The sequence below is a fragment of the Novosphingobium sp. AAP93 genome, from assembly GCF_001296055.1.
Taxonomy (GTDB): Bacteria; Pseudomonadota; Alphaproteobacteria; order Sphingomonadales; family Sphingomonadaceae; genus Novosphingobium.
Window position 1 is genome coordinate 13,254 of record NZ_LJHZ01000011.1, and the last position, 13,584, is coordinate 26,837.

Below are 13,584 nucleotides of genomic sequence, written 5' to 3' on the forward strand. Positions count from 1 at the left end.
CGCGGGCGCGGGCGGGGGCGCGCTTAGCGGGTGGCAAAGACGGGGCGCACGGCCTCGCCCGGTGCAAGGAACTCACCGCCGGCGGCGACAACGACTTCGCCGGTCTTGAGCGGTCCTTCGACAAGCGCATTGGGCCCGGCGAGGCTGACAAGGCGCACGGGCACCCCGCGCAGCTTGTTCTCGCGCGTCACGACAAGCACCTTGCGGCTGCCGTCGCGCGCTTCGAGAATGGCGGCCTGCGGGACGTTTGTACCGGCGATGCCGCTGCGACCGGGAAGCAGAAGTTCCACCACCGCGCCCGGTGCCGGGTTGCCAGAGATGACGGCGAAATTGGCCTCGCGGCCGCCTGCCCCGCTTTCGCGGGCATTCAGGCCAAGCAGGCGCGCTTCGCTGGTCGTTTCCCCGGCACGGAAGTGCACCTGCTGGCCGGGCTTGACCCGGGCGGCCACGCTCGCCGCGAGCGGTGCGCTGATGCGCCGCTCGCCGCCGCTTTCGATTTCGAACATCGGCGCACCTGGCGCAAGCACGGCGGAAAGCTGTGCCGGCCGTGCCGCGATCACGCCGCTGGCGGGTGCACGCAGGACGGTGAGGCTGCGGTCGCGCTGGGCGATGCGCGCCTGTGCTTCCGCTGCGCGCAAGGCCGCTCGGGCACTGTTCGCCTCGGCCAGCGCCGCATCGAGATCGGCGGGCGAGGCCGTGCCGTCGGCGGCGAGCTGGCGGACGCGCTCGGCATTGCGACCCCGTTCAGCGGCAACTACCGCCGCGCGTGATTTCTCTGCATCCGCTGCCTCTGCCCGCAAGGCCTGTGCCGATGGATCGAGCCGAGCCAGTATCTGGCCGGCGACGACCCGATCGCCGACATCGGCGAGCAGCGCGACGACACGCCCGCCCTGCTCGGCCGAGACCACGTCCATGCGCACCGAACGCACGGTTCCGATGACGCGGTCTCCTGCCTCGGCACCTTCGCCGACACGGCTGACGAGGACGGAGCGCGCGGCAGTCTCTGCCGGCTTGGCGGCATGATCGGAACAGGCCGAGAGCAGCGCGGCACCGCTTGCGATAAATATAAATGAGGTCTTACTCATCTAATTCTCCATAAATCAAGCGAGATGCCTTCGAGAAGCATCTCGCTGAATTAATCAGGATGGAACTACAATCCGCCGCTTAACGAATGATGATGCGATATATCGGCTTTGACACGAGGTACATTACGGAATAATGATTTCTTCCAAAGCTCGCGAAATGAACTTGTCTGCAGCTGTCAGAAGTTCAACGCCAGACTGTTCGCCCAATGCGACCCGTCCAATCAGCCCGTCATATAGCGAGATGATAAGGCGTGCTGCAGCATCGGGTTTGATCTCGGCATGAAGTTCGCCCTTTGCCTGGTAGCGCGCGATGAGACTGCCCATCGCGGCCACCAGTCGCTCGTCCGCCGCCTTGACCACCGCGGCAATCTCAGGATTGCGCGAGGCTTCGGCGAGAATTTCGAGCCGCAGCATGCTGTCCTGCGCCACTTGCGGATCGGCGATGACGATCCGCGAGGTCATTTCCAGCCCCTTGCGGAAGCTGCCGGACATCTCGACCATGTCGACCAGATCAAGATCGCTGGTGAGGTCTTCCTCGATCAGCGCGCGGATCAGGTGCTCCTTGGCCGGAAAATACTGGTAGATATTGGCCACGCTGACCCCCGCCTCGGCGCTGATTTCTGCGGTGGTTGCGGCGTGGAACCCCTTGCGCAGAAAGCATGCCCGCGCCCCGCGCAGGATCTGCTCGCGGCGGTGGGCCCGCGCTTCCGGGTTGGCGGGACGGCCAAGGGTCGTCGTCTTGAGAGTGCGATTCGTCATGGCTCATTTATATGAGCGATCCCTTACATATGTAAACAGCTGGTTCGCGCGGGCTGTTCCGCTTGCACGCCCTTACAAGACGGCAGCGCTGATCGCGCCGCGAGGATCTTCTTACGGTTTGTCAATTCCGCTTGAGTTTGCTGGCATCCACTGCCGGTTTCTGAAATGATTGCGATCATAGTTTTCGGGGTATCGACCATATCGCGATTCCCCAAAAGGCCGCCGAACCGGTGCTTTCGGACCCTTTCGGGGCACTTTTAGGGGCCTTGTTAAGGCGAATATCGCAGAATAAAGTTTTTAAATCAAATATTTATAGAAAAATTTGCGATTCCCTTCACCGCTCCATTTTCTTGTCCGCCACTGTCCGTTGGCGTCTAGACAAGCCCCAAATATCCAAGGTGTTTAGAGGTTATCAGGCCGCAAGCGTTCACCCGCGTTCGCATCCAGCCACCTTCTGCCGGGGGTATGATTGGGGGGTATATGCAAAATGGCCCACTCGATACCCCAACGCTTGGAGGTATATTGGTGCTAGAGAGCCAGGAGAGGCCAAGAAATCCGGGGCTCTGACCGATGTACTCGTCCGCAATGCCAAACCCGGCACGAAGGCGATCAAGCTGGCGGACGGCGGGGACATGTTCATGCTGATCACGCCAGCCGGGGGGGGGGGAGCTCTGGCGGCTCAAGGATCGTATCGGCGGGCGTGAGAAGCTGCTGGCCACTTGGGCCTACACGCAGGTTGGCCTGGGCGAAGCCCGCCGTCGCCGCGAGGATGCACGGGAACTGATCAGGCTGCAGCAGATGGCCAGTCCGTCGCCGCGCAGCGTCGAACCGGTCAGTTCAAGAAGCGCCGAATCGCGTTCGGCGGCGGTCAGGGCATGCACGGTCATGCGCCTGCCCCGCCATCGGCCGGCACCCGCCGTCAACTCTCCGCTCTGCGGATCGGGAGAGCCGGCTCGCCCCCGGCGGAGCTCGCGGCCTGGCGCGCGGCCCGCCGGTAGTGGCCTGGAGCCGTGCCGAAGGCCCGGCGAAACCGGGCCGACAGATAGTAGGGGCTGGCGAAGCCCGAACGCAGCGCGACTTCGGCGAGCGGCAGGCGGGTCGACTGCAGCAAGCCGGCAGCGTGGAGCAGGCGCACCCGTTCGACGTAGTCCTGCGGGGTCGCGCCTAGTTGCGCGCGGAACAGCGCGATCAGCCGCGAGCGGGACAGACCGGCGACGGCGGCGAGTGTGGGCCCGTCGAGCGGCGCGGCAGGATCGGCCGCGATATGCGCCGTCACCCGGAGCAGCCGGGGATCGAGCCGCTCCGGCGCGACCGGGTCCGCCAGCTCGATCAGAACCCGCTCAAGTCGGTTCATTGCATCGAGCCGCCCGAGCGCCCCGCCGTCGAGCGCGCGGGCGAGCCTGAGCAGCAGCGGGCGAAGCCGGGTCAACCGATCGGGTCGGCGCAGGCGCATCACACCGGGGGCCAGGTTAGGCCATGCCAGCCACCGAAGCCAGTCCGCACGCGGCTGGAAATGGACCCAGACATTGCGCCACTCGCCGTCGACGTCGCGATGGCCGTAGTCCTGCGGCGCATGGGGCTGAAACAGAAGCAGGTCGCCCGGCAGCAGATCGTGGCGGCATCCGCCGGCGCGCACCATGCCTGCCCCGTCCAAGGTGGCGACCAGCAGCCAGTCGCCAGTGCCGCCGGGGCGCACCGCGCTCGATACCGCGCCGGTGCTCTGGCGCTGGTCGCCCGCCAGGATCGGTGCGGCTGGCGTTTCGCCCGCAGACCCGCCCACAGCCCGGGAGTCAGGCCAGGGCGCCGTAGCCCCGGGTAACCCCGGGGATGCGTGGGGGGATCGGCTGGAGGATGCGTCGCCGGGCCGGGGTCAGCCGGGCGAGCAGCTCGTCGCTGTAGCGGAAGCCGTGCCGTGTCGTGCCCCAGCTCGGACCGTAGCGGTAAATCACCACCCGGCGGTCGCCCGGGTTCGTCCGGCGGGCCGCACCATGAGCGATCGCATCGACGAACAGCAGGGCGTCCCCCGCCTGGAGATGGACCTCGATCGCACCCTCGACAGCCTCGTCCTCCTCCTCACGCCGCTCGTCGAAGCTGCGGGCGAAGATCGGGTGAGCGATGTTGCTTTTGTGGCTGCCCGGCAGCACCCGCGTGGCACCATCGCCGGGGCCGATGTCGGTTAGCGCCAGCAGAATGTTGACCTGGGCGCAGCGGAATTGCCCGTTCACATAGCGGAACTGGTTGCGCACCACGCCGTCCTGCCCGCCCGAATGGAGCGGGAAGAAGCCGCCGGTGCGCCGGACCGAGGCGAAGCACTCGTCGATGAACAGACCCTCGACGTAGGTGCCCTGCTCGCCGCAGTAGCGGGCGACGCGCGCGATCCAGGCGGAGTGATCGATCAGCGCCTCGAACGGCGCACCGGCCTCGACGATGTTCTGCAGCTCGACCCCGGCGTGGCCGGCGGTGTCGAGCCGCTGGACGTTGCCCCACCACTCTCCGCTGGCAAGGTCCGGAAAGCGGTCGAAGGCAGTGTTCAGCTCGGCGAGCAGCTCGGGCTCGATTGCGTTGCGCAAGAGGAGGTAGCCGTTGAGGTCGAACGAGAAATCGAGCGCATCGTGGCTGTTGTCGAGCATGGCGGAGGTCCCTGGAACGATCGTCGCACCCTAGCGCGCAAGGTCTGCGAGGAAAATCGGTCGATGACGCCAAAACATGCGATATTGTCGCACGCCGGCTACTGGATCTCGAACGCGGCGGCGATCAGTCGGGCGGTGTAGTCCTGGCTGGGGCGCTCGAGCACCTCGCGGGTCGGTCCAGCCTCGACGATCTCGCCGTGACGCATCACCACGATCCGCTGACACAGCGCGCGGACCACCCGCAGATCGTGCGAGATGAACAGGTAGCTGAGCCCGCGCTCCGTCTGCAGGGTCTTGAGCGTCGCAAGGATCTGTGCCTGGACCGAGAGGTCAAGCGCCGAAGTTGGCTCGTCGAGCACCAGCATGTCCGGCTCGAGCGCGATCGCGCGGGCGATCGACAGGCGCTGCCGCTGTCCGCCGGAAAACTCGTGCGGGAACCGGTTCAAGATGTCGGTGGGTAGCCCGGCCGCTGCGAGGGCGGCGCGAACCCGGGCGAGCCGGTCGGCCGTGCCGACCCCGATGCGGTGGACGATCAGCCCTTCCTCGACCAGAGCGCGCACCGACATCCGCGGATTGAGCGAAGCGAAGGGATCCTGCAGGACGATCTGGAAGCGTGGGCGCAGCGGGCGCATCCCGCGTCGGTCAAGCCCATCGATCGGCGCGCCCTCGAATTCGATCGTGCCGGTCGATTCGATCAGCCGGGTCAGCGCCAGAGCGAGTGTGGTCTTGCCCGATCCCGACTCGCCCACGATGCCCACCGCCTCGCCGCGCCGGACCACAATGTCGGCACCGTGCACCGCCACCACCGGGACGGCACGGGTCCGCCCGGGGTAGGTGATCCGTACGGCGCGACCCTCGAGCACTGGCGGCCCGGGTTCGACCGGCGCGGCGAAGCCGGTCGGCTCGGCGGCGAGCAGCTGACGGGTGTAAGGATGCTGCGGAGAGGCGAACAGGGCGGCGGTCTCCCCCTGCTCGACCAGCGCGCCACGCTGCATCACCACCACCCGGTCGGCGTAGTGGCGGACTACGGTGAGGTCGTGGGTGATCAGCAGCACGGCAATGCCCTGTTCGACCTGCAGCGCGCGGATCAGCTTGAGGATTTCGGCCTGGACGCTGACGTCGAGCGCGGTGGTCGGCTCGTCGGCGATCAGCAGGCGGGGGTTGTTGGCGAGCGCCATGGCGATCATCACGCGCTGGCGCTGCCCGCCCGACAGCTCGTGCGGATAGCGGCGGAGCATGGCGACCGGATCGGGCAGGCGGACCTGGCCGAGCAAATCCTCGGCCCGGGCCAGCGCGGCCGCCCGGTCGACGCGCCGATGGGCCTTGATCGCCTCGACGATCTGGTCGCCCACCCGGTAGATCGGATTGAGCGAGCTCATCGGCTCCTGGAACACCATTGCGATGTCGCTGCCGCGGACCGTGCGCATCCGCCGCTCGTCGTCGATTGCCAGCGGCCTGCCGTCGAGCCAGACCCGGGTTTCTGGCGACACCCGGGCATTGCGGCCGAGCAGGCCCATCAGCACGCGGGCGGTGACCGACTTGCCCGAACCGGATTCGCCGACCAGCGCCAGCATCTCGCCGGCGCGGATGTCCAGATCGACCCCGCGCACCGCCTCGATCGAGCCGCCGTCGACCCGAAAGGTCACGCGGATATCACGGGCGCTGAGCAGGGGCGCGGACTCAGTATGGGTCGACGGCATCGCGCAGCGCATCCCCGACAGCGTTGAAGGCAAAGACGGCGACAAAGACGAAGGCCACCGGAAACAGGATGAAGGGATGAGAGCCGATCGCAGCATAGCCACTGACGTCCTGCAGCATCAGCCCCCACGAGATCATCGGCGGTTTCACCGCCAGGCCGAGGAAGCCGAGGAAGCTCTCGAGCAGCACGATTGCTGGCAGGGTCAGGGTGAAGCGCACCAGCACGTGCGACATCAGGTTGGGCGCGATGTGGCGTACAATGATGCGCCAGTCGTCGGCGCCGAGCGCAATCGCGGCGCGCACATAGTCCATCCGTGCCAGCGTCAGGGTCTTGCCGCGGATCTCGCGGCTGAGCCCGGCCCAGCCAAGCACCGACAGAGTGGCGATAAGGATCGCGACAAACCATCCCGAGGAGAGGGTGACCGGGATCAAGGCACCCAGCGTGAGGTAAAGCGGCAACTGGGGGAAGGCGAGCAGGAAATCGACCACCCGCTGGATCCAGCGGTCGGTGGCGCCGCCCAGGTAGCCCGAAGTCGCGCCGACGAGCAGTCCCGCCAGCGTGGTCAGGGTGCCCACCGCGAGCGCGATCAGCATCGACACCCGCGCCGCGACCAGCCCGCGGGAGAAGATGTCGCGTCCGAACCGGTCGGCTCCCATCAGGTGCACCCGCCCGCCCGGCGCGGTCGGCGCGATCAGGCGGCAGTCGATCCACAGTGGACCGAGCAGGCGATAAGGCGCAACGCGCACGAGCAGGCCAAGGCGCTCGCGCGGGGCGCCTTCACGGCTGAGAATCGGCTGGTAGGTTACCGGATCGAGCTGTCCTGTCGGCCGGGCGTTGATCGCGTAGAGCCCCTGCCCGTCCAGCCGGATCTGGCTGGGCGGCTGATAGGCGGCAAAGCGGCGATCGGGATCGAGCGGAGCCAGGAACGGGCCGACCAGCAGGATCACGCCGAGCAGGACGAGCGCGCCCAGTCCGGTCATCCCCAGCCGCGAGCGGCGGAAACGCCGCCAGACCAGCCTGCCATAGCTATCGCCACCGGCCGCGCTCATGCCTTGCGTCCTTCGAGCCGGATCCGCGGATCGAGCAGCGCAAGGCCGAGATCGGCGAGGATGTTGCCGAGGATGAGCGTGATCGCGAGTACCAGCATGAAGGTCGCGGCGACGAAAACGTCCCCCACTGCCATGGCCCCGACGATCGCCGGACCGACCGTGGCGAGCCCGAAGACGATCGCCACCTCGATCTCGCCGGTGACCATGTAGGGCAAGGCAACGCCCTGGTAGGCGACCAGCGGGTGGAGCGCGTTGGGGACCGCGTGCCGCCAGATCACTCGCGCCGGGGACAGGCCCTTGGCGCGGGCGGTCTCGACATATTGCGCGTTGAGCACGTCGAGCAGGTTGCCGCGCATCACCCGCATCGAATAGGCGATGCCCCCCCAGGCCGCGATCAGGATCGCCGGCCAGATGTGCCCGACCAGATCGACGAACCTGCCCCATGACCATGGCGCACCGACGTAGCGCGCCGACTGGAAGCTGCCGACCGAGGCGACGTCGAACTGGAAAACCAGCACGTAGAGCGCGATCAGCGCGAGCAGGAAGCGCGGTGTGGTCATCCCGATGAAGGCGAACAGGTTGAGCGCGCTGTCCACCCAGCGACCGGCCCTCATGGCCGCGAGCACGCCCAGCCCGATACCCAGCGCGGTCGCCAGCAGATGGCTGGTCAGTGCAAGCAGCAAGGTCGGCCAAAGCCGCTCCGCGACGATATCGGCGACGGGGCGGTTCGCCGCATAGGAGAATCCGAAATCGCCGCGGGTGACGATCCCCTCGATCCAGTGCACGTATTGCAGCAGGACCGGATCGTCGAGCCCGTGCTCGGCGCGGAAAGCGCGGGCCATGGCATCGGCATCGGCAACGCTGGCGCCGCCCTGATTGATCAGCTGGGTACGCAGGGTATCGGCATAGTCGCCGGGCGGCGCCTTGATGATCAGGAAGGTGACCAGGCTGAGCAGGACGATGGTCGGCACCGCTGCCAACAGCCGTCGGCCGAGGAACCACAGCACGCTCATCGCTTTTCTCCCCCGCAGGCGAAACAGCCCGGCAGGGTGTGCGGGCGCAGTTCATAGCCGCTCTGCCGCGCACGCGGCACCCACAGGCGTTCGCGCATGATCGCATCCTCGGCCCAGTTGAACATGATCACCGGCGTGCCGACCGGCACATTGGCGAAGCGCTTGTCGATGAGCACCCCGCCGGAGTACTGGATCAGCCCTGCCGCATCGACGTTCTCGGTAGAGACCTGCTGGTACAACCGCATCAGTCGGCGGCGCTCGCCCTGATCGGGCGTGGCGATGAACGCGCGGACCAGATCGAGCATGCGCCGCTCGTGCGGGAGCAGGTCGAGCCGGCCCGAGGGACCAGCGCGATGATAGGCATGCGTGAAGGGTCCCGTAGGAGCGAGCGCGTCGGCGCCCTGGACCACGGTGTTCAGCTCGGTGGTCTCGTTGCGCTGGAGCACCCAGTCGAACTGCCCGCTGGCCCGCAGCGCGTCGCGCTGTGGACCACTGGCGAAGCGGAGAACGACACGCAGCCCGACATCGCGCGCGAGCATCTGGATTCCTTCGGCGAGCGAGCGCTCGATCACGCTGTCCGGACTGGCAGTCAGCACAATGGTGACGTTGGCCCCACCGAGCTGCGCGGCGGGATGGTTGACGAAGCCGTCACCGTCGCGATCGACCAACCCCAGCTCGGCGAGCAGGGCACGGGCGGCGACCGGATCGTAGCCGTAGCGGCGGCTGGCGGCGGCGTCGTAGAACGGCGCGCTCTCCAGCAACCCGCCGGGGTAGGGCTTGATGAACGGCCCGCCGATCTGGGTCGCGCCGAGTGCCACGCGGTCCATCGCGAGACTCACGGCACGGCGGAAGCGGACATCGCGGTTGAGCTGGCGGATGGCCTGCCCCCGGGCATCGGGCGAGCCCCAGCCGTTTCCGGAGAGATTGAACTGAACGGCGTAGGCGATCGTCCGCGGACCGAAGACCGCACGGTAGCTGGCGCCCGGGCGAGCCGCGCCGCGCAGCACCTCGGCGAAGGTCGCGGGCGCGTCGACATTGGCGAGATCGGAGCCGCCGGCCATCACCTGGATATCACGATCGGACCAGCCGAGCAGGCGGTACTGCACTTCGTCGAGATAAGGGAGCTGCCGGCCGCGGGCGTCGACCTTCCAGTAATAGGGATTGCGTCGCAGGATCAGGATGTCGTCCGGACGATACTCGGTCACCACCCAGGCACCCATCACCGGAAAATTCATCCGGCTGGCGGGAAAGGCCAACTTGTAGGCCTGGTAGCTGCTGCGCGGGTTGTAGCGCGGATGGAGCGGGCGCAGCACGTGAGCCGGACCGGGACAGAACTTCCCGTAGGCCATCTGGTAAAGATAGTCGCGCGGGAAGGGGCGCTGGAAGGTCCAGCGGATGGTGTAGGGGCCGAGCGCCTCGAGCCTGGTGCCCGGCCCGAAGCTGTCGGGCGAGGCTCCGTTGAGCGGACTGACGTTGGAATCTAGCACGTTGTCGGTCCAGTAGAACATGACATCGTCACTGGTGAACGGATGCCCGTCAGACCAGCGCGCGCCCTCTACCAGTTGCATGGTCAGCTGGTGCCCGTCGGACGACCATTGCCAGCTGCGCGCCAGATTGGGCAGGGGTTCGAGCCGGGCTGGATCGACCAGGAACAGCGGTCCGGTGCGGGTCAGGCACTCCATCGTGGCGAGATCGATGCCCCCCCAGCCCTGCGACTGCCCGGCACTGTAGTTCCAGCCCTCGGGCCGCCCGCCGGTCACCTGGCGGAGCACGTCGCCGTAGACGCCGGGGCCGTCGGGCATGGCGCCGGGGCCATAGACCAGGGGCTCCCGCGGCAGTCGCTGGGCCACCGGGGGAAGCCGGCCGGTGCGCACGAAGTCGCGTGTCACCCAATCCGGCTCGCTGTAGCGCGGCAGGGCGCGGAAGCCGACCAGATCGGTCGGGGTGAAGCGTCCTGTGCGTGCCGCGGCGTCGAAATCGATTGCCCCGCGGACGTCCGGATCCTGACGGCGGTCGGGGTGGGGCGCGGCGGCATGATCGCCGCAAGCCGCTAGCAGCAGGGAGGCGGCCAGCGCCAGGGTATCCAGGCCCCGCGGGGCCGTGCCGCGCTGCCGGGCCGGTTCTGCAAAGGGTCGCTTTTGCAGGGTAATGATCTGGCCCTCTCCCTGCCGGCCGGTCGGTCCGGGCGATGCCCGCGGCCTGACTGCTTCAGTCAATAGTCATGACAATCGGCTTTTGCGCAGCCCCAAGCGCAGATATTGCCGAACGCCAATGTTACCCGGAACTGGCGATTTCGCAATGTCATATTGATAAGATAATTCAGAGAATGGCAATCGTGGCAGAGCTATCAACGACACGCTGAAGGCAATCGCGGCCAGCCCGCTGATGGCGCAGGTGCTCGCGCCGCGCTTTGCTTTCACGCCGAAGGGCCGCGGGTCTCTGCCCGATTTCGATTATTACCCGGCTGGCTTTGCGGAGGGCAAGGTCAACATCAGCGTGAATGAGGAGCGCGGGCAGTATCACTTCGAGATCGCCGGCCTCGACGAATCCAAAGCTTTCCTTCCGGATTACGAGAGGGTGGTTCCACAAACGCCCTACTCCTCCCGTCAGCGTGAATGGCCTACTCCGCTTTCAGCCGGACAGACCGGTTACCCGCCGAGGAGACATCACATGAGCCGCCCCCCGCTGCCCCCGTTCACCGACGCAACTGCCGCCGAGAAGGCAAGGCTGGCCGAAGATGGCTGGAACAGCCGCGACCCGGCGCGCGTCGCCCTCGCCTACACGCCTGACAGCCAATGGCGAAACCGCGCCGAGTTCATCTCGGGCCGCGCCGAGATCGAGGCCTTCCTCACTCGCAAGTGGACGCGCGAGCTGGAATATCGGCTGATCAAGGAAGTCTGGGCGCACAGCGGCAACCGCATCGCGGTGCGCTTCGCTTATGAATACCGCGACGACAGCGGCAACTGGTTCCGCGCCTATGGCAACGAGAACTGGGAGTTCGACGCCGACGGCCTGATGGCGCGCCGCCTTGCCAATATCAACGAGCACCCCATCACCGAGGCCGACCGCAAGTTCCGCTGGCCGCTCGGCCGCCGGCCCGACGACCATCCGGGCCTCAGCCACTTCGGTTTCTGACGCCCACAGCCAGTGCTGATCTGGCACCGGCACCCCCCAAATGCGAGCCCATTCGCCCCGCCGCGCCGTGCGGCGGAGCCCGATAGCTCGCGCCTGTCAAAGGAACAATCCATGAAGCTCTATCACCACCCCATTTCGGGCCACTCGCACCGCGCCCGCCTGTTCGCCTCGCTGCTTGGCCTTGCACCGGAGATGATCGAAGTCGATCTCAGGGCCGGCGCGCACAAGCAGCCCGCCTTCCTCGCGCTCAATCCCTTTGGCCAGGTGCCGGTGCTGGTCGACGACGACGGCACGGTGATTGCGGATTCGAATGCGATCCTCGTCTATCTTGCCCGCAAGACTGGTCGGACCGACTGGCTGCCGGAGGATGCCGCAGGTGCCGCCAGCGTGCAGCGCTGGCTCTCGGTCGCGGCGGGCGATGTCGCCTTTGGCCCGGCGGCCGCGCGGCTCGTCACCATCTTCGGCGCCAAGTACGACCCCGATGAAGTGATCGCCCGCGCCCATGTGCTGCTGGGAAGGCTCGAAGCCGCGCTGGCGGGGCGGGACTGGCTGGTGGCCGACCATCCGACCATCGCCGACGTCGCGATCTACAGCTATGTCGCCCGCGCGCCCGAAGGCAACGTTGACCTTGCCGCCTACCCGCTCGTCCGCGCGTTCCTGCGGCGGATCGAGGCGCTGCCGGGCTTCACGCCCTTTGCCGAAACCGCGGTGGGGCTTTCTGCCGCCACCTGACCCCGGGCGGGGCGCATCCATCGCGGTGCGCCCCGATCCCCCATACCGTCAAGGAGCCGACCGATGAGCGATGATCCGAACACCGGTCCCGGCCCCTGGCACGCCGGCGAACGCGAATTGCAGGGCCGCATAGGCGCGGCGGAGCGGATGGCAGATCTCGGCAGCCGCATGATCCGCCGCTTCCTGCTCGATCAGCACCGCGCGTTCTACGCGCAGCTGCCCTTCATCGTCGCTGGCAGCGTCGACGCCGAAGGTGATGCCTGGGCAACGCTGCTCTGCGGCCAGCCCGGCTTCCTTGCCGCGCCCACCGACGATGCGCTGCACATGCGCCTGCCGCCGGACAACGGCGATCCGGCGCGCAGCGGCATGCTGGCGGGAGACCCGGTCGGCCTGCTGGGCATCGAACTCCACACCCGCCGCCGCAATCGGCTGAACGGGAGGCTCGCGGCGCTTGGCGAGGACCAGATGGCCGTCGCGGTCGAGGAAAGCTTCGGCAACTGCCCACAGTACATCCAGCTGCGCGACTACGCCTTCGTCCGCGATCCGCAGCAGGTATCCACCGGTGCGGTCGAGACCGCCGCCACGCTCGATGCAGAAGCGCGCCGCACCATCACCGCAGCCGACACCTTTTTCGTCGCGTCCTACGCAGACCCCGACAAGGGCGAGCGCCGGGTCGACGTGTCGCATCGCGGCGGCAAAGCAGGCTTCGTCCGCGTCGATGCCGATGGCACGCTGACGATCCCCGATTTCGCCGGGAACAAGTTCTTCTCCACGCTCGGCAACATCTTCACCAACAGGAAGGCGGGCCTCGCCTTCGCCAGCTTCGAGACGGGCGACCTGCTGCAGCTTTCCGGCGACGCCGAGCTGGTGCCCGACGCCTCCGAAGTCACGGCTTTCCAGGGCGCCGAACGGTTCTGGCGTTTCCGCACGCGGCGCATGGTCCGCCGGCGCGACGCGCTGCCGCTGCGCTGGGTGATGCGCGAGGACGGCTGGTCACCCAAAGCGCTTGCGACCGGCGACTGGGAAACCGCCGCCGCGTCTGCGCCTAAGCGGCCAGCCCGGCTGCCTTGATGCCGGCCAGCGCGGCGAGTTCATCGTTGTCGCTGGTATCGCCCGTCACGCCCACCGCGCCGATCACGGCTCCGGCATCTGGGCCATCCGCGCGCACCAGCACGCCGCCCGCTGCGGGTACGATGCCTGCCGGATTGAGGCCCGCCGCCGCGTTGATGAAGGTTGGCCGCTCGATCGCCATCTCGCCGATAGTGCGCGAGGAAACGCCCAGCGCAAGCGCGCCGGAGGCCTTGGCCGTCGCGATCTGCGGGCGCAGGTTCGACGAGCCGTCCTCCCGCCCGAAGGCAATCATGTGGCCACCGGCATCGAGCACAGCGACGCTGATCGGCTTGAGGCCGAGCGCGCGCGCTTCCTTGATGGCCCCCGAGACGATGGTCTGGGCCTGATCGAGGGTAATCCGGGTCATTGCAG

Annotated in this window: 13 protein-coding genes; 3 read left to right on the forward strand and 10 right to left on the reverse strand. The window is 67.5% G+C overall.

Annotated elements, in window-relative coordinates:
- Positions 1 to 23: 23 nt before the first annotated feature.
- The 9 genes from IP83_RS02195 to IP83_RS02230 all read right to left on the reverse strand — a co-directional run bounded on the left by IP83_RS02195 (position 24) and on the right by IP83_RS02230 (position 10,451).
- The gene (locus tag IP83_RS02195; RefSeq protein WP_054120577.1) at positions 24 to 1,085 is read right to left on the reverse strand and encodes an efflux RND transporter periplasmic adaptor subunit; all 1,062 of its coding nucleotides are present in this window, start codon (positions 1,083 to 1,085) and stop codon (positions 24 to 26) included.
- Between the two features lie 123 nt (positions 1,086 to 1,208).
- Positions 1,209 to 1,844 (reverse strand): TetR/AcrR family transcriptional regulator, encoded by a 636-nt coding sequence (locus IP83_RS02200; RefSeq protein ID WP_054120578.1) that lies wholly within the window; start codon positions 1,842 to 1,844, stop codon positions 1,209 to 1,211.
- A gap of 725 nt (positions 1,845 to 2,569) precedes the next feature.
- Positions 2,570 to 2,731, reverse strand: coding sequence for a hypothetical protein (locus tag IP83_RS19795; protein ID WP_156309541.1), 162 nt, complete (start codon positions 2,729 to 2,731; stop codon positions 2,570 to 2,572).
- Positions 2,732 to 2,763: 32 nt separating this feature from the next.
- Positions 2,764 to 3,624 (reverse strand): helix-turn-helix domain-containing protein, encoded by an 861-nt coding sequence (locus tag IP83_RS02205; protein WP_054120579.1) that lies wholly within the window; start codon positions 3,622 to 3,624, stop codon positions 2,764 to 2,766.
- A gap of 10 nt (positions 3,625 to 3,634) precedes the next feature.
- Complete coding sequence (locus IP83_RS02210; RefSeq protein WP_054120580.1) at positions 3,635 to 4,474, reverse strand: phytanoyl-CoA dioxygenase family protein; 840 nt, start codon at positions 4,472 to 4,474, stop codon at positions 3,635 to 3,637.
- A gap of 98 nt (positions 4,475 to 4,572) precedes the next feature.
- Positions 4,573 to 6,174 (reverse strand): ABC transporter ATP-binding protein, encoded by a 1,602-nt coding sequence (locus IP83_RS02215; protein WP_197274250.1) that lies wholly within the window; start codon positions 6,172 to 6,174, stop codon positions 4,573 to 4,575.
- Positions 6,155 to 7,222, reverse strand: a complete 1,068-nt coding sequence (locus IP83_RS02220) for an ABC transporter permease (protein ID WP_054120582.1) — start codon at positions 7,220 to 7,222, stop codon at positions 6,155 to 6,157. The genes IP83_RS02215 and IP83_RS02220 overlap by 20 nt, the downstream gene beginning before the upstream one ends.
- Positions 7,219 to 8,235 (reverse strand): ABC transporter permease, encoded by a 1,017-nt coding sequence (locus IP83_RS02225; protein ID WP_197274251.1) that lies wholly within the window; start codon positions 8,233 to 8,235, stop codon positions 7,219 to 7,221. Before IP83_RS02225 ends, IP83_RS02220 begins: the two co-directional genes overlap by 4 nt.
- Complete coding sequence (locus IP83_RS02230; RefSeq protein WP_197274252.1) at positions 8,232 to 10,451, reverse strand: ABC transporter substrate-binding protein; 2,220 nt, start codon at positions 10,449 to 10,451, stop codon at positions 8,232 to 8,234. Before IP83_RS02230 ends, IP83_RS02225 begins: the two co-directional genes overlap by 4 nt.
- 454 nt (positions 10,452 to 10,905) lie before the next feature.
- On the opposite strand from IP83_RS02230, the gene IP83_RS02235 reads away from it, so the two are divergent.
- From IP83_RS02235 to IP83_RS02245, 3 genes are all read left to right on the forward strand, one after another.
- Positions 10,906 to 11,370, forward strand: coding sequence for a nuclear transport factor 2 family protein (locus tag IP83_RS02235; RefSeq protein WP_054120597.1), 465 nt, complete (start codon positions 10,906 to 10,908; stop codon positions 11,368 to 11,370).
- 111 nt (positions 11,371 to 11,481) lie between these two features.
- Positions 11,482 to 12,102, forward strand: a complete 621-nt coding sequence (locus tag IP83_RS02240; RefSeq protein WP_054120583.1) for a glutathione S-transferase family protein — start codon at positions 11,482 to 11,484, stop codon at positions 12,100 to 12,102.
- Positions 12,103 to 12,165: 63 nt separating this feature from the next.
- Positions 12,166 to 13,173: a pyridoxamine 5'-phosphate oxidase family protein gene (locus IP83_RS02245; RefSeq protein ID WP_054120584.1), complete on the forward strand. Its 1,008-nt coding sequence runs from the start codon at positions 12,166 to 12,168 to the stop codon at positions 13,171 to 13,173.
- On the opposite strand, the gene IP83_RS02250 is transcribed toward IP83_RS02245, so the two are convergent.
- Positions 13,148 to 13,579, reverse strand: a complete 432-nt coding sequence (locus IP83_RS02250) for a heme-binding protein (RefSeq protein WP_054120585.1) — start codon at positions 13,577 to 13,579, stop codon at positions 13,148 to 13,150. The genes IP83_RS02245 and IP83_RS02250 overlap by 26 nt on opposite strands.
- Between the last annotated feature and the right edge of the window lie 5 nt (positions 13,580 to 13,584).

Bases quoted from the DNA above. Each gene is read 5' to 3' on its own strand.
- IP83_RS02245 (WP_054120584.1), top strand. From the start codon at position 12,166: ATGAGCGATGATCCGAACACCGGTCCCGGCCCCTGGCACGCCGGCGAA.
- IP83_RS02215 (WP_197274250.1), bottom strand. From the start codon at position 6,174: ATGCCGTCGACCCATACTGAGTCCGCGCCCCTGCTCAGCGCCCGTGAT.
- IP83_RS02240 (WP_054120583.1), top strand. From the start codon at position 11,482: ATGAAGCTCTATCACCACCCCATTTCGGGCCACTCGCACCGCGCCCGC.
- IP83_RS02235 (WP_054120597.1), top strand. From the start codon at position 10,906: ATGAGCCGCCCCCCGCTGCCCCCGTTCACCGACGCAACTGCCGCCGAG.
- IP83_RS02195 (WP_054120577.1), bottom strand. From the start codon at position 1,085: ATGAGTAAGACCTCATTTATATTTATCGCAAGCGGTGCCGCGCTGCTC.
- IP83_RS02225 (WP_197274251.1), bottom strand. From the start codon at position 8,235: ATGAGCGTGCTGTGGTTCCTCGGCCGACGGCTGTTGGCAGCGGTGCCG.
- IP83_RS02220 (WP_054120582.1), bottom strand. From the start codon at position 7,222: ATGAGCGCGGCCGGTGGCGATAGCTATGGCAGGCTGGTCTGGCGGCGT.
- IP83_RS02210 (WP_054120580.1), bottom strand. From the start codon at position 4,474: ATGCTCGACAACAGCCACGATGCGCTCGATTTCTCGTTCGACCTCAAC.
- IP83_RS19795 (WP_156309541.1), bottom strand. From the start codon at position 2,731: ATGACCGTGCATGCCCTGACCGCCGCCGAACGCGATTCGGCGCTTCTT.
- IP83_RS02200 (WP_054120578.1), bottom strand. From the start codon at position 1,844: ATGACGAATCGCACTCTCAAGACGACGACCCTTGGCCGTCCCGCCAAC.
- IP83_RS02250 (WP_054120585.1), bottom strand. From the start codon at position 13,579: ATGACCCGGATTACCCTCGATCAGGCCCAGACCATCGTCTCGGGGGCC.